The following is an 18843-nucleotide window of genomic DNA, read 5'->3' as shown; positions in this document are numbered from 1 at the left end:
GAGATTGTTATACCGCCGGAGGTTGACGCGGCCTGCCATCTGGTCAAGTTTCTGCGTCCGGTCGCGTTCGCGGCATTTTCCACTGGAGCATGACGTACAGAAGAGGGAAGCCCATGGCCGACGAAGCGCTTGTTGTCATCGACCTGCAGAACGACTTTTGCCCGGGCGGTGCATTGGCCGTGAGCGGCGGCGACGAGATCGTGCCGCTGGTCAACGACATGATCCGCCATGCCGATCACGTCGTGCTGACGCAGGACTGGCATCCCGCAGGTCATTCGAGTTTTGCCTCCAGCCATCCGGGCGCACAGCCTTTCACGTCGATCGAAATGCCCTATGGCCAGCAGACGCTATGGCCGGACCATTGCATCCAGGGCAGCCTCGGCTCGGATTTTCATTCCGGCCTTGCCTGGACCAAGGCCGAGCTCGTCATCCGCAAGGGGTTTCGCCCCGCCATCGACAGCTATTCGGCCTTCTTCGAGAACGACCACACCACGCCGACCGGCCTCGGTGGCTATCTCAGAGAGCGCGGCATCGACACCATCACCCTGGTTGGCCTGGCGACCGATTTCTGCGTCGGTTTTTCGGCGCTGGACGCCGTCAGCCAGGGCTTCAAGACCACCGTGCGGCTCGATGCCTGCCGCGGCATCGATCTCAACAGCTCGCTCGATGCCATGCTGCAGCGCATGCGCGATGCCGGCGTCACGCTCGAAGACAATTTGTCGGACTGAACGGACGGTGGGGCATCAGAGGGGCTTTTCGCGGATCAGCGCAGGCGCGATGGCGGGCGTGGCCATCGCCGTCGCCGTGTTGTGTCCGGAAGCGGCCTTCGCGGCCGAGGAACACGGGCTGCCAGGCGCTTCCATGTCGCTCTGGTGGGCTTTGCCCTTTGCCGGCCTGCTGCTGTCGATCGCCACCGGCCCGTTGCTCTTCCACCATGTCTGGGAGCACCACTACGGCAAGATATCAGCCCTATGGGCGGCACTCGTGGTCGTGCCGCTAGCGCTCGCCTTCGGCGTCCCCCAGGCGACCGAGGCGGTGCTGCACGCGCTGCTCACCGAATACATGTCCTTCATCGTCCTGCTGTTTGCGCTGTTCACCATTTCGGGCGGCATTCTGGTCGCCGGCAACATCCACGGCACGCCGCTGGTCAATGCCGGGCTGCTGCTGATCGGCGCGCTGCTTGCTTCGGTTGTCGGCACGACGGGCGCCTCGATGATCCTGATCCGGCCGATCATCCGCGCCAACGACGCCAGGCCGTTCAACGCCCATGTCATCGTCTTCTTCATCTTTCTCGTTTCCAACATCGGCGGCTCGCTGACGCCGCTCGGCGACCCGCCGCTGTTCGTCGGCTTCCTGCGCGGCGTCGATTTCTTCTGGACGACCGCCAATCTCTGGCGCGAGACGCTGTTCGTAGGCGGCCTGGTTCTGGCGGTGTTCCTGACGATCGACATCATCCTGCACCGGCGCGAAGCCGGCGCGCCGAAGATCAAGGATCCGACACCGGATTCGAAGGTACGCATCCGTGGCTTGCCCAACATTCCGCTGCTGGCCGGCGTCATCGGCGCCATCCTGCTGTCGGCGACCTGGAAGCCTGAGGTTAGCATCGCCATCCAGGGCGTGACCCTGGAACTGCAGAACCTGGTGCGCGACGCCATCATCCTGGTGCTCGCCTTCGTGTCGCTGGCGGTTTCGCGGCGGGAATACCGTCAGGCGAATGGCTTCAACTGGGGTCCGATCGCGGAAGTGGCAAAACTGTTTGCCGGCATCTTCATCTGCATAGTGCCGGTCATCGCCATCCTGAGGGCGGGCCATGACGGCGCCCTGGCGCCATTGGTCGCGCTGGTGACCTCCGCGCAAGGCACGCCCAACGACCTCGCCTATTTCTGGCTGACCGGGGCGCTATCGTCCTTCCTCGACAATGCGCCGACCTATCTGGTGTTTTTCGAACTCGCCGGCGGCGACCCTCAACATCTGATGACCGAGTTCGCGTCGACGCTGGCGGCGATTTCGGCCGGCGCCGTGTTCATGGGCGCCAACACCTATATCGGCAATGCGCCCAACTTCATGGTCTATGCCATTGCCCGGCAGTGCGGTGTCAAGATGCCCGGCTTCTTCGGTTACATCATGTGGTCCGGGCTGGTACTGATCCCGACCTTTTTGATTGCCGGCTTTCTGTTTTTCGGCTGATCACCCGACACCGACATAACGCCTTACCGCCGATGGATCGGCGCGCAATTCCTCGACATCGACCGTCTCGCGGTTGCGGCCGTTTTCGATGAAGCAAACCCGGTCGGCAACCGACAGCACCGCGTCGACGCGCTGTTCGACCAGGATTGTGGAGACATCCATGGCACGCAGCTTCGACACCGTCTCGCGGATTTTCGAGATCATCGAAGGCATCAGCCCTTCCGTCGGCTCGTCGAGCAAAAGCACCTCCGGTTCCAGGCACAGCGCACGCGCCATCGCCAGCATCTGCTGCTCGCCGCCGGACAAGGTGCCCGAGCGCTGCCGCAGCCGCTGGCGCAGCAATGGAAAAAGGTCGAGGACATTGTCTCGCACGGCCTTGCCCTTGCCGCGCGCCATCAGGCCGATCTCGATGTTCTCCGCCACCGTCATCTCGGCGAATAGCCGCCGGCCTTGCGGCACATAGGCGACGCCCGCCTTCGGCACCTCATGCGCCGGCAGGCCGGTGAGTTCCTTGCCGGTCAGCTTGATCGAGCCCGCGCTTGCAGGAACCAGTCCCATGATCGCCTTCAGCGTCGTCGTCTTGCCGGCGCCGTTGCGCCCGAACAGGCACAGCACCTCGCCTTTGTTCAGCACGAGGTCGAGGCGATAGAGCACCTGAACCGCGCCATGGAAGCAGTCCAGCCCCGCGATCCGCAACGCTTCCGTCTTGCTCGCTTCCGCCTTGTTCGTCTCAATCATGGGGCGGTCCCCAGATAGGCTTCCTGCACCGCGGCGTTTTCGCGGATGGCCTCCGGCGTGCCTTCGGCCAGGATCTTGCCGGCGTTAAAGACGGTGATGCGGTCGGCCAATTGCATGACGACGGGCATGTTGTGCTCGATCAAAAGCACGGTCGCGCCCTTGGCGATATCACGCACCAGCGCGATGAAGTTGTCGATCTCGCTGTCAGCGAGCCCCTGCGTCGGCTCGTCGAGGATCAGCAGGCGCGGCTTCAGCGCCAGTCCCATCGCCACTTCCAGCAGGCGCTGGTGGCCGTAGGACAATTGCCCGGCAGGCATATTGGCGCGGTCGGCCAGGCCCGTGCGTTCGAGCGCCGACATGACGCCCGCGCGCACCGCGCCTTTCGAGCGGCCATCGCGCAGGGTCCGCTGCACGGGCAACGCGACATTGTCGTAGGCGCTGAGATTGGCGAAGACGCTGGTGATCTGGAACGTATAGGCGATCCCCTGGCGCACCCTGATATAGGCCGGCTGGCTGGTGATGTCGGCGCCGTCGAAGACGATCGCCCCCGAGGACGGCTGGATGCGGCCACTGACCAGGCTGACGAAGGTGGTTTTCCCCGCTCCGTTGGGGCCGATGACGGCGCGGATTTCGCCCGGCATCAAGGTGAAGTCGACAGTGTCGACCGCGCGCAACCCACCGAAATTGCGCGACAGGTCCTTGGTGGTCAGCAGCGGCGTCATGGCAGCCATCCGAGCCAGCGCTGGCGGATGGTGCCGAGAATGCCTTTGGGGAAGAACAACACGAGCAGGATCAGCGCGATGCCGACGATCAGCAGATAGGCCGACGTGTAGCCGCTGGTGACGTCGATGACATAGTACATGAAGACGGTGCCGATCAGCGGCCCGATTGTGGTGGCGGCACCGCCGAGCAAGACCCACAGCAGCGGCAGGATCGAGTACTGCACCGACGCGAAGCTCGAGCCGACATAGCCGAACAGCAGCGCGTAGGCTGCGCCGGAGGCCGCGCAGATGGTGCCGGAGACGACGACGGCCATGAGCTTGTTGGAGAAGGTGTCGTAGCCCAGCATCTTGGTGCGCTCTTCATTCTCGCGGATGCCCACCAGCACCCGTCCGTATCGCGAACGCACGATGGCAAGCGTGACCAGAAGGACGAACGAGAACAGCGCCAGCGCTGTCATGTAGCGCACCGTCGGATTGGTGAGATCGAGCGCGGTCGCGCCGAAGTCAAGGACGCGCGCCGGTTGCGGCACGACCTGGCCCTGGTCGCCGCCGGTCCAATTCGCGAAGTAGAGGATCAGCAGATAAAACACCTGCGCGAACATCATGGTGACGATCATGAAGGCGACGCCCGTGGTGCGTAGTGCCAGCAGGCCGATGATCAGCGAAAGGACGGCACCGCAGGCAATTCCAGCGGCGAATGCTGCCGGCACGCCCCAGCCGAGCTGGATGATGGCCAGGCCGGCGCCATAGAGGCCCGCGCCGAAGAACATGGCATGGCCGAGGCTGAGCAGGCCGACATAGCCGAACAGCATGTTGTAGCCCATGGCGAACACCGCCAGCACCATGATGCGGGCGAGCAGGCCGTGATAGTACTCGGGCAGCACGAAGCTGAGCACGAAGAGCAGCGCGATGACGCCGAGATGCAGCGCATAGGCCTTTGCCGGCGAAGCTTCGCTCATCGCGACGCCGTCCCGAACAGGCCTTGCGGACGGAACACCAGCACCATGGCGACCAGCAGCGTGGCGATGATCTTGGCCAGGGTTGGCGAGAAGAACATCGAGATGATGCCGTCGGACAGCCCGATCAGCACGGCGGCAACGACGGTGCCGCGCAGCGAGCCGAGGCCGCCGATGATGACGACGATGAAGGAGAGCAGCAGCGGCTCCTGCCCCATCAGATAATGCGCCTGGCTGATTGGCACGATCAGCACCGCGGCGATGGCCGCCAGCATGGCGCCAAGCGCGAAGACGCCGCCATAGACACGTCCGACCGCGATGCCGAAGGCCTGCGCCGTCTCGCTGTCATACTGCGTGGCGCGCATGATGAGCCCGATCTTCGTGCGCGTCAGCACCAGCCATGTCGCGGCAAGCAGGAGCGCGGAGGCGGCGATGATAGACAATTTATAGCCGGAATAGCCGAACCACGGCAGAAGGATGCGGTAGCTGAAGGGCGGCTCAACCGGCCGTGCCTCGGGACCGTAGAAGCTCAGCGCCAGCTGCTGGATGATGTAGAGCATGCCTATGGTGGCGACGATGGTGGCTTCCGGATTGTAGTTGAGCCGGCGCAGCACCAGTCGTTCGGCGACCAGCGCGATTGCGCCGACGATCAGCGGCGCGATCACCAGCGCCGCCAGGAAGCCGAGCGCCGGATGACCCGATATCGCCGTCGAGATCGCCCAGGCGAGCACGGCGCCCAGCATGAAGAATTCGCCATGCGCGACATTGACCACCCGCATGACGCCGAACACCAGCGACAGCCCGAGCGCCGTCAGCGCCAGCACCGCTGAGGTGACGAGGCCTTCGAGGGCGGCGAGCAGGAGATGGGGTCCGAAGTGCATGAGGCTATCCGGTTACGGAGGCGCCAGGCGCCCCCCTCTGCCCGGCCGGGCAGAGGGGGGTAGGCCAAGGGCACCGGGCTTAAGGAGCCAAGCCTACAGCGCCTGCTTCGTGTAGTCCCCCTCGGCTTCGTAGAGCCCGTCCTCGATCTTGGTCTTGTGCACGACCTTGAGCTTGCCGCCTTCGACCTTGGAGATGTTCTGTATGCCAAAACACTGGTGGATCTTGCCGTTGAAGGTTTTCGGCCCCTGCGGATGCTCCGGGCCTTCGGCGAAGGCTGTCAGCGCCTCAGTCGCCTCGACCAGCTTGGCGCGGTCTTCCGGTCCCTTGTAGCCGGCGTCTTCCATCGCCTTCTTGACGACATAGAGGGTTTCCCAACAGCCGAACATGTGCGCGGCGGTGGAGACGTCCTTGGGGTCGCCGACGGCGGCGCCATTGTCATCGATGCCGACAGCGGCGCGATAGGCTTTCTGCGCTTCGCTATCGTCAGGCTGCGCGTAGCGCGGCGAGCCTTCCCAGAAATGGCTGCCGTCGAGGAATTCCAGCCCCGGGCTGTTGATGTCGACGGCCTCTAGCGAATCGATGAAGCCGAACAGCTGCGGCCGGTTGGAGCCGTAGAACTCGCCGAGTTCCTTGACGAAAGTGAGCACCGCGGGACCGACCATGACGTGATAGATCACCTCGGTCTCGGCCGGGATCTGCGGGAAATACTTGGTGAAGGACGATTCCGTCGGCGGGATGGCGATCTGCGCGATGACCTCGGCGCCTTGCGCCTTCAGCGCCGGCGGCAGGTAGTCGCGATGATCGTAGCCGAAGGCGAAATCGGGGAAGATCTGCGTCACCTTCTTGCCGGCATTGGCCGCGATCCACGGCGCCATCGACTGGATCTGGCTCTTCACATCGGTGATGCCGGGCTGGAAGACATAACGGTTGAGCTTGGTCGAAGCGACGTGATGGCCTTCGCTGACGACGAAATAGGGCATCTTGTTTTCGCCGGCGGCGGGCGCCGAGCCGATGACGACGTGCGAGAAGAGCGTGCCGAAGACGATGTCGGTCTTGTGCTGGGTGGCGAACTTGCCGACCACTTCGGCGCCGCGGCCTGGATCGGTGCCGTCATCCTCGATGATCACCTCGACCTGGCGGCCGTTGATGCCGCCGGCGGCATTGATCGCCTTGACCGCGGCCGCGGTGGTCTTCTCGTACCAGCGGCCATAGGCGGCGCCGATGCCGGTGCGGTGCGACTGGAAGCCGATCTTGATTGGCGCCGAGCTCTGCGCCTGGGAGTAGCGGACGAAACCGGGTGCCACGGCAAGGCCGGCGCCGGCGGCCAGACCCTTCAGCGCCGTGCGGCGGGTGAGACCGGTTTTCGAAAGATTGAAGGTCTTGTTCTTGTCCATGATGCCGTTCCCCTTGTTCAGCGTTAGGAGCGCAAAGCCCGCTCATGTCCGGAAGTCGAAAAATTGCATGTGTACAAACTAAATCATCAAAGTCCGGACACGGCAATGCCGGTTCCCTAAGGGAATCCCGGTTTATTTTCCAGCGCAAACGGATCAGCCCACTGTCGGCGTGGCAAGCAACCAGAGGCCGAAGACCGTGTAGGCGATCATCAGCAAGGTGAGCGGAAGCTGGCTGAACGCGGCGCGGGCAGGCCGCGGATGCAGGCGCCACGCCAAGCCGTGGGCGACGAGCACCGCCAGCACATGGCCAAGGATGATGGCGCCGGCCTGGATATTCCACAGCCACCAGGCCGACTCCGCGCCCGCGACGATGCCTGCTTCGATCTGCATGTCGGCGGTGCCGAACAGGTTCCAGCCCAGCCCGAACGGGTCGGACAGGGCCGCCGCCGCGTACTGACCGTCGACCAGCAGCGCCGTCAGATAGTGCGCGACATGATAGGCGAGCGCGATCGGCACGATCGACCACACCAGCAGGCCGGCCGCCTGGACGAGCGGCGGACCGCCGCCGGCCAGGCGCTGGCCGAGGAAGACGGCGAAAAGGAACACCGCCGACAGCAGCGCGAAGGTCAGTACCAGCCCGAAGCTGCCGCTGCCGATCAACGCCGTTCGGCCCGGGAATTCGAGCGGATTGATGCTGAACAGGCCAAGCCAGAAGAAGGTTTTCGACAAGCCGTCGAAGGAGACCGACGACAGGGCCAGGAGCAGGAAGGCGATACCGCCGGGCGGCAAAGGTTCGGCGGCGAGCAGCTTGGCCCCCGGCCAGCACAACCAAAGCCGGCCGTCCGCGTCGCGCTCGACCGGCGCGAAACGCGCCACCATCGAAAAGAAGATCGTCAGGAACTCGCCGCTGCGGCTCCAGCCGCGATAGCCGGACACCAGCATGGCGATAAACGTGAACAGCCAATAGAGGCCGGCGGTCCATGCCAGTCGCGCCGGGTCGTCAGGCGCCGGATCGATCAGTTCGAACCAGGCAAAGGCCAGGAACAGCACGACAGCCGGCCAGCAGCCGAACCATCGGGGCAGGCGCCATGCGCCCTCTGTGCCAAGCAGGCGCGAGACCAATCGCCACGGTCCAACCCAAGGGTTGAGCCATGACCAGAGGTCGCCGAAGACGCCTTGCAGCAGCGTCAGGCCGGCCCACAGTAGCGTCCAGATCACCAGCGGCAAGGGGTTGGAGAGCGGGTCGCGGCTGCCGAAGACGCCGGCGGCAATGAGAATTGCAAAGCCGGCAAAGCTTATCAGGCTGACAGCGGTGCGGGCTTTGTCGGTGAAGGTGAAGAGCGGCAGGTGCCGGCGCCAGAAGCGTTCGAGGGAAGCCGCCGGCAGCAGCGCCAGCACGAGGAAACTGATCGCCACGGCGAAAGCGCCGCCGACGAGATAGTAGCCGGTCGGGAGCAGCAGCACATGGCCGCGGTCGGAGGCGTGGGCGGAGGCGGGAGTGGGGAGCAAGGTTGGAAGGGCCATGGCGATAGCCAATCCGTAAAGACGGCGCGCTACGGCGAAGGAGGAAGTCAGCCTATCCAACCTTGCGGCCTCGCATGGCGATGCCTGAAGCATCGCTCGCCTCACACCTTGACCAGATGCTCCACGCGATCCTCTTGACCGAAGATCCTGATATAGCGCGCGATCTCCTTGGGGTCTCCGGTCGCCTTGGCCGGATTGTCGGAAAGCTTCACCGCCGGCCTGCCATTGGCCTCGGTGACCTTGCAGACCAGCGATATGGCGTCCAGGCTGTTGGTTTCGATCGGCGCGCAGCCTTCGAAGTCATTGGTCAGATTGGTGCCCCAGCCAAAGGACATGCGCACCTTGCCCTCGAAGTGGCGGTAGGTCTCCTCGATTGTCTCGACCTCGAGCCCGTCGGAGAAGATCAGCAGTTTCTGCTTTGGGTCCTTGCCCCTCTCTCGCCACCAGTCGATGATCTTTTCGCCGCCCTCGATCGGTGGCGCGCTGTCGGGGCGAAAGCCGGTCCAGTCGGCCACCCAGTCTGGTGCATCGCGCAGGAACGAGGCGGTGCCGAAAGCATCGGGCAGCACGATCAAGAGATTGCCGCCATAATAGCGCTGCCAGTCCTGCAGCACCTTGTAGGGAGCCAGTTTCAGCTCCTTCTCGGAAGTGGCCAGTGCCGCGAACACCATCGGCAGTTCGTGCGCGTTGGTGCCCAGCGCTTCGAGGTCGTTGTCCATGGCAAGCAGCACGTTGGACGTGCCGGTGAAAGCCTCGCCGATCCCTTCCTTAAGCGCCTCGACACACCAGCGCTGCCACAGAAAGGAATGGCGCCGACGCGTGCCGAAGTCTGAAATGCGGATGCCGGGCAAGGCCTTCAGCCGCTCGGTCTTGGCCCACATCTTGGCCTTGGCGCGGGCATAGAGCACATCGAGCGCGAAGGGGCCGAAGGCCCGCATGGCCGCGCGGGACCGGAGCTCGTTTATGATGGCGAGTGCCGGGATCTCCCACAGCGTGGTGTACATCCACGGGCCGGGGAAGGTCAGCTCGTACTGCCCGTCGTGCTTCGACAACTCGTAGTCGGGCAGCCTGAAACCTTCCAGCCAGGCGAGGAATTCAGGCTCGAAGATCTGCTTGCGGCCATAGAAATTGTTGCCGCCCAGCCAGATCATTTCTTTCTTGGAGAAGCGCAGCGTGCGGGCATGGTCGAGCTGCTCGCGCAACTCGCCCTCGTCGATCTCGTCGGCCAGCCTCACCGAGGTGGTGCGGTTGATCAGCGAGAAGGTGGCGTCGACCTTGGGGTACATGCCCCAGATCATCTGCAGCATCAAAAGCTTGTAGAAGTCCGTGTCGAGCAGGCTGCGCACGATCGGATCGAGCTTCCAGGTGTGGTTGTAGACGCGCCGCGCAATATCGGTCTTAGCCATGTTTCAACACTTGCCTTCGCTGCTTGCCATCCACAACCGCGACAGGCCTCATAGCATCGAACTGGCCAAAACGCTGCCCGCTTTCAGGCTGGCCCGACAAAAAGAAAGCCCTGCGGCAACAGCCGCAGGGCTCCTTTCTTGACGATCGGATCAATAGCAGTAATAGGCGTATTCGCAATAGCCGTTCCAGTAGCAATAATACTGCCAGTAGCAGACGGCCTTGGAATTGGCCTTGGCCATTGTGCGCACGTCGGCGGCGACCTTGGTGATGAGCTCGTCTCCCTGGGCAAGGCCTTCGGCCTTCTTCAGCACCGCCTCGATATCGAAGTTGGCGCCCTTGTCGCCTTGCTGGCCATCGGCCAGCACGCGGCCGGGAACGCTGGCGACCATCTTTGCCGCCGTCACCAGGGCGAGCGCGTCGCCCTTGGCCTCGCCATAGCTTTCGAGAGACCGCGCGGTCAGCAGGATCTGGCGGCCTTCGGCCTGTTGGGCGGCCGAAATGTCGGGTTTCTTGTCTTCGGCGAGCGAGGCGCCCGCGGTCAGGCTGGTAGCGGCCAGAAGGCCGGCGAGAAGCAGTTTCTTCATCATTGGTCAGTCCTCTGTTGTGTCGGTTTCATTACCCCCACCGGTGGTCATTCCTCCGGCGCTTCCCCAATCCGACGTCGCCTCCCTTCGCAGCGAAACCAGTTGCGGACCTCTCTGGCGCCGGTCGGGCCGCCGCCTATTCCTTCCTGCCGCCAAGGCGCCTATTTGCCCGTCACAGTCGTGAAGGGCCGAATGTCGATCGACATTTCCTCATCGATGCGCGGCGATATGCTCGCGGACGTTCGCGTCATGTCATTTAGGCCCGTCGAGACAAGATCCTGAAGATCCGACAGCTCCGACGACGCAGCACTGCCCATGGTCGCATCGCGCAGACCTTCCTGCTCGAGATTGTCGAAGACCGTATGCGCCTTGCCCAGTCCGGGCACGGCGATGAGAACCAGGCGTTGGTCGCTGGCCGCCGAACCGGGCTCGATCTGCGCGATATCAGGATTCTTCTCGTCGCCCGGGGCGATCCGGTTGATCGTGCCCTGCGCCGGCCACAGCGTTGTGATCGAAAAATCCTGACCGATCAAAAGCACCGTGACATCGGCGGGCTTCGCGCCCCCGTTGCTCATCTTGACTGATATGATGTCGCAGTCACCGAGACGTGGCGCGGGTCCTGCCTCGACCGGCGGCTCATAGTCGGCGCGGTCGCCGGAACAGGTTGCCGCAGCGACGGCCCGCGGCTTGGCCTTGGCGATCAGCATCCGCGTATCCAGTCCGATCGCCTGTCCGGCCGCGCTGCGCCCCAGCCGCTGCAGCGCCAGCGCGCGCGCCATTCGGCCGATGGCCGCCGCCACCGTCGACGCGGCAGCGGACGGGTTGTCGGGCAAGGTCAGGCGCGGCGACGAGCCCGGTCCATTTTGATCGACTTGGCCGCCAGTGGCGGAGAACGCCAGCTTGCCGTCGACCAGCGCGACGGCAATGTCGTAACCGCTCGACCGCAGCGATACGCGTCTGGACAGCGCGTCGGACGTCACCGCCGCGCGTAACGCGCCGATCGCCGGCGCATAGTCCCTGCCGTCGGCCGGATCGAGCCTCACGGGTTTGGACAAGGTCACGGAAAAGTCGACGCCCGGTTCGACGACGCGCGCGAAGCGTCCTCTCTTGAAGCCCGCCTCGTCCGGCACGGCGGGGCAGGCGCCGTCCTTTAGGGCAACCGGACAGGGCCATGCGATCTGCGTCACCACGCTTCTGGTCGCGCCGGTGCTTTCGATGACGCCGTGGGCGACCGCGTCCCCGTCAGGCGCTGCGGGATCGGTATAAAGCGACACGATCGTACCATCAGTGAGGCCGGCAAGCTGGCCGGCCTGGAGGTCGCCGGCATAGATCGGCCATTGCCGCACGACAGGTGCATTGCCGAGCCTGAGCACCGGATCGTCGATCAGTGTGCCTTCAAGGTCGGGCGTCTGCGTCGCCATCAGCGTATTGCGCTTGATGTCGGCGACCACCGCCTGATGAAGCGTCCGGTATGTCAGGTTCGGCGTCTGGTTAAGCCGGCTCAGCATCGTGTATGTGAACACGCCGTAGCTCTCGCCGTCCTCGGCACCCTTCGGCGTCTTCTCAAGCGCCACCTCCGTGGTCTGCGCGGCGTAGAAGAAGGCGGCGCGCCCACGCCCCTTGGGCGGCGGTTTTTGCTCCAGCGCGATGGATCGTTGCGGGGAGGCCTTGTCGGCAGGCTCGCCTAGATCGACCGGGTCGACGCCCCGGGCTCGAGCGTCGTCGCCCAAAACATCGCGAAAACCGCTGGCTGAGTGGCACGCGTCGATGATGCCGAAGAAGTCGGCGCCCTTGTCCAGTATGCGCTGGACACGCTGTCCAAGCTCGTCATCAATGATCGCGCGGTCGACGCTTTCGCCATTCCATCGGCCGATATCGTATGGGAGGAATATCTGGTCGAGGCCGCCTTCCTCGTCGCCATTGAGGTCGGGCTGTTGCGAACCGTGGCCGGAAAAATAGAAGATGACGAGGTCGCCTTCGCGAGCCGTATCGGCCAAGCGGTCCAGGCCTGACAGGATCGCCTGTCTTGTTCCAGGTCCAGGTGCCGCTATGCCGGTAACGAGGTCCTTGACGCCGTCGGCAAGCACGGTGACATCTCTCGCCGGCACGCCGAGCCGGACAAGTGTGTTGGCCACCTCGCGGGCATCGTTCTTTGGGCCGACAAGATGAATGGCTTCAGGAAGATTAGGGTAGCCGGATACGCCGACCACAAGCGCGGTGGTTTCGGCATGCACCGGCACGCAGCCGAACAGAAACATGCCGGCACAGACACACAGCCGTCCCAAGCGCACGATCATGCCGCTCGCCCACCGCCATTTTAGCCCCGCCTCATAATCACAAGCCGGAGCAGCCCGTGTCCAGTCAAATCGTAGAATTCGTCGGCCTGATGACTGTTTCTGGGCAACGGTGGCGACTTTTCATTGCGACAGGAAGGATTGCCCGTGGTGTGCAACAGTCGTGGACGGGATGCGGTCAGGGGGTACTGCTGCCGCCACTGACCCCTGGCTTCGTACGTTTGCGGCGGCCTGTGGCCCGCCCGCCGGCCGGCGCGTGAGCCCTCGCGTCATCCTGTTCCTTCTCGGCGAAGATCCAGTCCATGAAGATCTGAACGATCGGTGTCGCGCGCATTTCGTTGCGGCAGACGATGTAAAAGTCGTCGACCGCCGGCACCGACAGGCTGAACGGCGCGATCAGCATGCCCCTGGCCAGCAGTGCGCTTGCCGTCACGGAATCGCCGAGCGCCACGCCATGGCCGTGTACCGCTGCCTCGGTCGCCATGCGCGCGTCGCCCAGATGATGGCGGCGCCCCCTTTCGAGGTCCAGCGCGTCGGCGGCCGCCAGCCAGGTGTGCCATTCGCGGCCATCGTCGCCATGCAGGAAGACATGGTCGGCAAGGTCCCTGACGCTGCGGATCGGTCGGTTGTTGATCAAGCTCGGGCTGACCACGGGAAACAGCTCCAGCCCCGACCATTTTCGCATCCAGCAATCGGCCCAGCCGCCATTGCCATAGTGCACGCAGACATCGATATGCGGCGCCCTGATGTCCCGCGGGTCGTTGGAAGGGATGAGCGTCAGCTGGATGTCGGGATATTGCGCGGTGAAACTGCCGAGCCTCGGCGTCATCCACAAAAGCAGCAATGCCGGCACGCAGGACACCGAAAGCGCGCCGCTGCTTGCCGGTCGTGTCAGCCGTTGCGTGGCTGCGGCGATGCCGTCGAAAGCCGTCGATACCGCCGGCAACAGCTCGGCGCCATGCGGTGTCAGTTTGACCCGCTGGCCCGATCGTTCAAACAGCTTTACGCCAAGCGACTGCTCCAGTGCCTTGATCTGATGGCTGACGGCGCCATGCGTGACATTCAGCTCACTTGCCGCCTTGGTCAGCGAGCCATGGCGAGCCGTCGCCTCGAAGGCGCGCAGCGGGTTCAGGGGTGGCAGGCGCTTGACCATGGATGCTCTGCTTCTTTGTGAGATTTTCTCACAAGAAACACCCTAACAATATCAATTGATTTTTCAATGCGGCTGCCGGACACTTCGGCTTGGAACCACGTCAGACGTGAAATCTGCAGGCAGCCAGCGGGACAAGCGACCCGGCCGGACGACGGTCAGTTCGCCTGGGCCTCCGGTGGTCAGGCAGCGGCAATCGAGGAGGAACTTGTATGGGGTATGATCGCGGCAAGCTCGACGCGTTGCGTCGCAAATATGGCGAGAGCCATGGCGGCGAGATGTTCGACCCGAAATTCCGCAAGGTTGCCGACAAGATCTTTTCCAAGTCGGGCACACGGCTCGCCCCCTATGCCGGCATCCCGACCTTCCTCGCCGCGCCCTACCGCGAAATCGCGGCGGAGAACCCCGATTTCGGTGACCTGCAGGTGGCTATCATCGGCGTGCCGATGGACCTTGGCGTCACCAACCGGCCGGGCTCGCGCTTCGGGCCCAGAGCCCTGCGGGCCATCGAGCGCATCGGTCCCTACAACCACGTGCTGGAATGCGCGCCGACACATGAGCTTCGCGTGGCCGACATCGGCGACACGCCGTTTCGCAGCCGCTACCGGCTGGAGACCAGCCATGAGGACATCGAGCGCCGCACCAACCAGATCGTCGATGCCGGCGTCATTCCACTCTCTGTCGGCGGCGATCATTCGATCAGCCATCCGATCCTGAAGGCGGTCGGCAAGAAGGCGCCGGTCGGCCTCATCCACATCGACGCCCATTGCGACACCAGCGGGCTGTTCGACATGACCAAGTTCCACCATGGCGGACCGTTCCGCAACGCGGTGCTCGACGGCGTGCTCGACCCGACCCGCACCATCCAGATCGGCATCCGAGGCTCGGCCGAATATCTGTGGGAGTTCACCTACGAGTCGGGAATGACCGTGGTGCACGCCGAGGAGGTGACCGGTCTCGGCATTCCCGCCATCATCGAGAAGGCGCGAAAGATCGTCGGCGACGGCCCGACCTATGTCTCCTTCGACATCGACAGCGTCGACCCGGCCTTTGCTCCGGGCACCGGCACGCCGGAAGTCGGAGGCCTGACGACGCGCGAAGTGCTCGAGCTGCTGCGCGGCCTCAAGGGAATCAACATCGTCGGCGGCGACGTCGTCGAGGTGGCGCCGCAATACGACGCCACCACCAACACCGCCCATGCCGGCGCCCAGGTGCTGTTCGAGATACTGAGCCTGATGGTTTTCAGCCCGGTAATCACAGGCAAGGGCGCCTGACATCCAAGACGGAAAAGCCGGCCGCCGCTCTGGAGCCGGCGGCCTGCCCAGACAATCAGAAGCTTCCAGAAGGGGAATGACAATGACAATCCACTCGACACTGAAATCGTCGATCGCCGCTATACTGGTGCTGGGAGCCGCTGGCCTCGGCCTCGCCACGCAGGCCGCCAGGGCCGACGCGCTTGCCGACATCACCAAGGCCGGCACCATCAATGTCGGCGTCTTCGCCGACTTCCCGCCCTTCTCCTCGGCCAGCGCCGATATGAGCCTCAAGGGCTACGACATGGATGTCGCGCAATACATCGCCGACACGCTCAAGGTGAAGCTCAATCCGGTCGCCGTCACCGGCCAGAACCGCATCCCCTATCTCAACGACCATCGCGTCGACATATTGATGAGCGTCGGCTACTCGAAGGAGCGCGAGCAGGTCATCGATTTCGCCGCCGCCTACGCGCCTTACTACATCGCGGTGATCGGTCCGGCGGCGATGACGGTGAAAGGCAAGGAAGACCTTGCCGACAAGTCGATCGCCGTCAATCGTGGCACGCTCGAGGACACCTCGCTGACCGAGGCCGCGCCCGCTTCGGCCGACATCAAGCGTTTCGACAACTACAATTCGGTGATCCAGGCCTTCATCTCCGGCCAGACCCAGCTGATGGTCGTCGGCAACGATGTCGGCGCCCAGGTGCTGGCCAAGCAGGATGCCTTGAAGCCGGAGCAGAAATTCCAGCTGCTGACCTCGCCCTCGCATATCGGCCTCAACAAGAACGAGGACGCCCTCAAGAAGGCGGTCAACGACGCCATCGCCAAGATGCTGGCCGACGGCAAGCTGGACGAAAGCTCGAAAGCCTGGCTGAAGACGCCGCTCAATCCCGACAACCTCAAGGATTGAGTTTCCATGGCCTTCGGCTGGCTTCCAGGCGCCGTCGGCGACATCGCGCACGGGGCGGCCACGACGATCCTGCTGATCGCCGTGACCACTTTGGCGGGGACGCTGCTCAGCATCCTTGGCGCCGCCGGACGGCGAAACGGCCCCGCGCTGCTCAAGCGGGCCATCGCCTGCTATGTCGAGGTGATGCGCAACACACCGTTCCTGGTGCAGCTGTTCTTCATCTTCTTCGGCCTGCCCAGCCTCGGCATCCGACTCGACCCGATCCTGGCCGCCATGCTGGCGATGACGCTCAACATGGCGGCCTATACGATCGAGATCGTCGGCGCCGGACTGGATGCCGTGCCGGGGGGGCAGACGGAAGCAGCCCTGGCTCTGGGGCTTAGGCCCCGCCAGGTGTTCATCAAGATCGTGCTGCCGCAGGCGCTCAAGATCATCTATCCGGCGCTGACCAGCCAGATCGTCATCATGATGCTGGAATCGGCCGTCGTGTCGCAGATCGCGGTGCGCGAGCTGACCTATGAGGCCGACATGCTGCAGGCGCGCACCTTCCGGTCCTTCGAGACCTATTTCGTCGTGACGCTGGTCTACCTCGCCATGTCGATGGCGTTGCGCCGCTTGCTGGTCACCGGCGGGCGCCGCGCGCTCGGGGCTGGCGTGTCATGATCGAGTTCACCCTTTGGGACATCGTGCGCAACCTTCTGCTGGCCACGCGCTGGACAGTGCTTTTGTCGCTGGCTGCCTTTGTCGGCGGTGGGCTGGTCGGCATGGTGGTGCTGTTCCTGAGGATATCGAAGCACAAGTGGAGCCGGCGCCTTGCCTCCGGCTACATCGCCCTGTTCCAGGGAACGCCGCTCCTCATGCAGCTGTTCCTGATGTTCTTCGGCCTGCCGATGCTCGGCCTGCGCATCGAGCCCTGGACCGCGGCGGTGCTCGGCCTCACCTTCTTCGCCAGCGCCTATCTCGCCGAGATCTGGCGCTCCGGCGTCGACGCGCTGCCACTGGGACAATGGGATGCTGGCGCCAGCCTTGGCCTCCACTATCTGCAGGAGCTCAGGCTGATCATCCTGCCGCAGGCATTCTCGATCACCCGCGCGCCGACGGTCGGCTTCCTGGTGCAGCTGATCAAATCGACGGCGCTGACCTCGATCATCGGCTTCGAGGAGCTGGTGCGGACCTCCAACGCCATCAACAACGCCACCTTCGAACCGTTCAAGGTCTACGGCCTGGTGGCGCTGATCTTCTTCCTCATGTGTTTCCCGCTGACGCAATACGCCCGTTCGCTCGAAAAGCGCGCGGCGGGACACTGAGCCGAAGCGTTGAAGGCGCGAATAGCCCTTTGCCTGCTGCGCCATGACATAAGCACGCAAAAAAGCCCCGTCGCAGGGTGAATCGCCGGGGCTTTAGCCATGTACGAGCTACTTATCATGTCCGCATATGATGGTGCGCTAATCTGCTCAACAAACAGTAAGTTCGGCATGCAACTTGGAGTTGGTCAGCTGCGCAGGCGCGATCGAAGCCGACGTTCAAGCCAGAGACATAAAGCAGTGGCCCAGCGGCTTGGTTGTCAGGGGGCTGGCGAACTTAACCGCTGGGCCTAACCGGCGAGGCGGGTGCGGCGCCGATCTGCCGATATATACGATATCGCTAATATAACATGAACACACCCCTATGAACGAAGGAAGGTAGCAAAAGGTGTAGCGGCGACCTCATTCGAGACGAGGGACTATTTCTAACTGCCCAAACTGCGCTCAGAAGGTTGATCAGTGGGACTTATGCCGAAGCCTCTGGCACCAACACAGAGTCCGAGGCGGAACTGCCACGGCTCTAGAATTTGTTGCAGGCAATTGAGAAGCCCGCCGTCCTAGTCGCGGCAGCATCGGGTCGATCTAGCCTTGAGCGCGATCTGTGGCGAAACGAAATGAGGGATGACGACCGCCGACAGCATTAACTCCGGCTGAGTACTAATGCTCCGTCTTCAAGCTCACCGCCCGGGGGAGAAGGGCGAAGCGATTCACCCTCGGCGCAACAGGTCGGTTGAGCGCACGCGAAAGAGCGTCCGCAGTGCGCTGACCAAGTTCAAGCATGACATTCTCTTTCGTGTCCGAAACCTTGCAGATGGGGCAAGAGAAGAGTTCGGGACCGCTCGGAAGACTAACGCTGCAAACGGGTACCTTGCAGCGGTTACAGCCGATTAGAGAAGTGCTTGGCGTCATCGTAGATGTGTCCCGCTTTCGTAAGCGAACACTGCAATTACGGTGCCAAGCACACTTGATCCGTTGTGGGACAGAGGCGGTCGGTGCGGGCCCGGCACTCGGTCCGTCAAAGAGAGCGAGACGTGAGCGTCATCGCAGAACACATGCGCTCGACCGCTAGGGTTGCCGAAACACAGCCTTTTGGACGATGGCCTGAGTGGTTCCTCATTTAATTAGAGGGTGCTAAAATATAGTTGATACCGGGAGGTGTCGGATTGGAAGCTTCGCGCATTAGCTTCGAGGCCCGGCGACGGGCAGACTCGGTTGCCCCGCCGCCTACATATGATCCTTTCCGGGCAAGTGTCACCGGGGCGGCTATAGCTGGCGGAGCGGTTGCTGTTTTTTGTTTGCTTGCCGACAGCCAGCACATAACGGGTGCGATCACCACAAGCATGATACTTGCGTTTGCGCTGTCGTATTTCCATCTGCGGAGCAAGGAGCGCAAGAATATAGAGGCCTTTGACGCCTCATACATCGATCTCCTGGAACTCGAAAGGGCAAGAGAGAAATTGGACCTGGAGAGGGCCAGGGAGAAAAGCTTGCCTGCATCCAAACCAAAGTCGCTGTCCGTAACAAAAGCTCGCGTC

The 18843-nt window shown here is 63.3% G+C and carries 16 protein-coding genes; 6 read left to right on the top strand and 10 right to left on the bottom strand.

Translation table 11 applies throughout. The features are described from left to right. Positions 1–113 precede the first annotated feature (113 nt). A complete protein-coding gene (gene pncA / locus EB233_RS03045) occupies positions 114–728 on the top strand; it encodes a bifunctional nicotinamidase/pyrazinamidase (RefSeq protein WP_064990132.1) in 615 nt (204 codons plus the stop codon). A 49-nt stretch (positions 729–777) separates the two neighbouring features. Continuing rightward, entirely contained in the window at positions 778–2187 is a 1410-nt protein-coding gene (locus tag EB233_RS03040; RefSeq protein WP_064990133.1) for a sodium:proton antiporter, read from the top strand. Here EB233_RS03040 and EB233_RS03035 read toward each other — a convergent pair whose 3' ends face one another. The 10 genes from EB233_RS03035 to gcvA all read right to left on the bottom strand — a co-directional run bounded on the left by EB233_RS03035 (position 2188) and on the right by gcvA (position 13841). After that, positions 2188–2925: an ABC transporter ATP-binding protein gene (locus EB233_RS03035; RefSeq protein WP_064990134.1), complete on the bottom strand. Its 738-nt coding sequence runs from the start codon at positions 2923–2925 to the stop codon at positions 2188–2190. Continuing rightward, positions 2922–3647, bottom strand: a complete 726-nt coding sequence (locus EB233_RS03030) for an ABC transporter ATP-binding protein (protein WP_064990688.1) — start codon at positions 3645–3647, stop codon at positions 2922–2924. Before EB233_RS03030 ends, EB233_RS03035 begins: the two co-directional genes overlap by 4 nt. Further along, positions 3644–4606 carry a branched-chain amino acid ABC transporter permease gene (locus EB233_RS03025; RefSeq protein WP_064990135.1) on the bottom strand — a complete coding sequence of 321 codons (963 nt, stop codon included), beginning with the start codon at positions 4604–4606 and terminating at the stop codon, positions 3644–3646. The genes EB233_RS03030 and EB233_RS03025 overlap by 4 nt, the downstream gene beginning before the upstream one ends. Beyond that, positions 4603–5484, bottom strand: a complete 882-nt coding sequence (locus tag EB233_RS03020; protein WP_064990136.1) for a branched-chain amino acid ABC transporter permease — start codon at positions 5482–5484, stop codon at positions 4603–4605. Before EB233_RS03020 ends, EB233_RS03025 begins: the two co-directional genes overlap by 4 nt. A 93-nt stretch (positions 5485–5577) precedes the next feature. Then, on the bottom strand, positions 5578–6882 hold the full coding sequence (locus EB233_RS03015) for an ABC transporter substrate-binding protein (protein ID WP_064990137.1): 1305 nt from the start codon (positions 6880–6882) through the stop codon (positions 5578–5580). A 150-nt stretch (positions 6883–7032) separates the two neighbouring features. Beyond that, positions 7033–8403, bottom strand: coding sequence for a hypothetical protein (locus tag EB233_RS03010; protein WP_064990138.1), 1371 nt, complete (start codon positions 8401–8403; stop codon positions 7033–7035). Between the two features lie 101 nt (positions 8404–8504). Continuing rightward, positions 8505–9809, bottom strand: coding sequence for a nicotinate phosphoribosyltransferase (gene pncB / locus EB233_RS03005; protein ID WP_064990139.1), 1305 nt, complete (start codon positions 9807–9809; stop codon positions 8505–8507). Positions 9810–9959: 150 nt separating this feature from the next. Further along, positions 9960–10397 (bottom strand): hypothetical protein, encoded by a 438-nt coding sequence (locus EB233_RS03000; protein WP_064990140.1) that lies wholly within the window; start codon positions 10395–10397, stop codon positions 9960–9962. A 158-nt stretch (positions 10398–10555) separates the two neighbouring features. After that, positions 10556–12691, bottom strand: a complete 2136-nt coding sequence (locus EB233_RS02995) for a caspase family protein (RefSeq protein ID WP_064990141.1) — start codon at positions 12689–12691, stop codon at positions 10556–10558. 175 nt (positions 12692–12866) lie between these two features. Next, positions 12867–13841, bottom strand: coding sequence for a transcriptional regulator GcvA (gene gcvA, locus EB233_RS02990; RefSeq protein ID WP_064990142.1), 975 nt, complete (start codon positions 13839–13841; stop codon positions 12867–12869). A gap of 209 nt (positions 13842–14050) precedes the next feature. Here gcvA and speB point away from each other — a divergent pair, with 209 nt between their 5' ends. The 4 genes from speB to EB233_RS02970 all read left to right on the top strand — a co-directional run bounded on the left by speB (position 14051) and on the right by EB233_RS02970 (position 17311). Then, entirely contained in the window at positions 14051–15112 is a 1062-nt protein-coding gene (speB, locus tag EB233_RS02985) for an agmatinase (protein ID WP_064990143.1), read from the top strand. An 82-nt stretch (positions 15113–15194) separates the two neighbouring features. Beyond that, positions 15195–16004, top strand: coding sequence for a transporter substrate-binding domain-containing protein (locus EB233_RS02980; protein WP_027052948.1), 810 nt, complete (start codon positions 15195–15197; stop codon positions 16002–16004). 6 nt (positions 16005–16010) lie between these two features. Then, positions 16011–16667: an amino acid ABC transporter permease gene (locus EB233_RS02975; protein WP_027052949.1), complete on the top strand. Its 657-nt coding sequence runs from the start codon at positions 16011–16013 to the stop codon at positions 16665–16667. Then, positions 16664–17311: an amino acid ABC transporter permease gene (locus EB233_RS02970; protein WP_064990144.1), complete on the top strand. Its 648-nt coding sequence runs from the start codon at positions 16664–16666 to the stop codon at positions 17309–17311. The genes EB233_RS02975 and EB233_RS02970 overlap by 4 nt, the downstream gene beginning before the upstream one ends. The last annotated feature ends 1532 nt before the right edge of the window (positions 17312–18843 follow it).

Source organism: Mesorhizobium erdmanii (assembly GCF_013170725.1).
Lineage (GTDB): Bacteria > Pseudomonadota > Alphaproteobacteria > Rhizobiales > Rhizobiaceae > Mesorhizobium > Mesorhizobium erdmanii.
This window is presented reverse-complemented; position numbering and strand designations above follow the sequence as displayed.

What these genes read in the sequence shown, in the direction of transcription:
- EB233_RS03030 (WP_064990688.1), bottom strand. Translation starts at nt 3,647, where the DNA reads ATGACGCCGCTGCTGACCACCAAGGACCTGTCGCGCAATTTCGGTGGG.
- pncA (WP_064990132.1), top strand. Translation starts at nt 114, where the DNA reads ATGGCCGACGAAGCGCTTGTTGTCATCGACCTGCAGAACGACTTTTGC.
- speB (WP_064990143.1), top strand. Translation starts at nt 14,051, where the DNA reads ATGGGGTATGATCGCGGCAAGCTCGACGCGTTGCGTCGCAAATATGGC.
- EB233_RS03040 (WP_064990133.1), top strand. Translation starts at nt 778, where the DNA reads ATGGCGGGCGTGGCCATCGCCGTCGCCGTGTTGTGTCCGGAAGCGGCC.
- EB233_RS02995 (WP_064990141.1), bottom strand. Translation starts at nt 12,691, where the DNA reads ATGATCGTGCGCTTGGGACGGCTGTGTGTCTGTGCCGGCATGTTTCTG.
- pncB (WP_064990139.1), bottom strand. Translation starts at nt 9,809, where the DNA reads ATGGCTAAGACCGATATTGCGCGGCGCGTCTACAACCACACCTGGAAG.
- EB233_RS02980 (WP_027052948.1), top strand. Translation starts at nt 15,195, where the DNA reads ATGACAATCCACTCGACACTGAAATCGTCGATCGCCGCTATACTGGTG.
- EB233_RS02970 (WP_064990144.1), top strand. Translation starts at nt 16,664, where the DNA reads ATGATCGAGTTCACCCTTTGGGACATCGTGCGCAACCTTCTGCTGGCC.
- EB233_RS03020 (WP_064990136.1), bottom strand. Translation starts at nt 5,484, where the DNA reads ATGCACTTCGGACCCCATCTCCTGCTCGCCGCCCTCGAAGGCCTCGTC.
- EB233_RS02975 (WP_027052949.1), top strand. Translation starts at nt 16,011, where the DNA reads ATGGCCTTCGGCTGGCTTCCAGGCGCCGTCGGCGACATCGCGCACGGG.
- EB233_RS03010 (WP_064990138.1), bottom strand. Translation starts at nt 8,403, where the DNA reads ATGGCCCTTCCAACCTTGCTCCCCACTCCCGCCTCCGCCCACGCCTCC.
- EB233_RS03035 (WP_064990134.1), bottom strand. Translation starts at nt 2,925, where the DNA reads ATGATTGAGACGAACAAGGCGGAAGCGAGCAAGACGGAAGCGTTGCGG.
- EB233_RS03025 (WP_064990135.1), bottom strand. Translation starts at nt 4,606, where the DNA reads ATGAGCGAAGCTTCGCCGGCAAAGGCCTATGCGCTGCATCTCGGCGTC.
- gcvA (WP_064990142.1), bottom strand. Translation starts at nt 13,841, where the DNA reads ATGGTCAAGCGCCTGCCACCCCTGAACCCGCTGCGCGCCTTCGAGGCG.
- EB233_RS03000 (WP_064990140.1), bottom strand. Translation starts at nt 10,397, where the DNA reads ATGATGAAGAAACTGCTTCTCGCCGGCCTTCTGGCCGCTACCAGCCTG.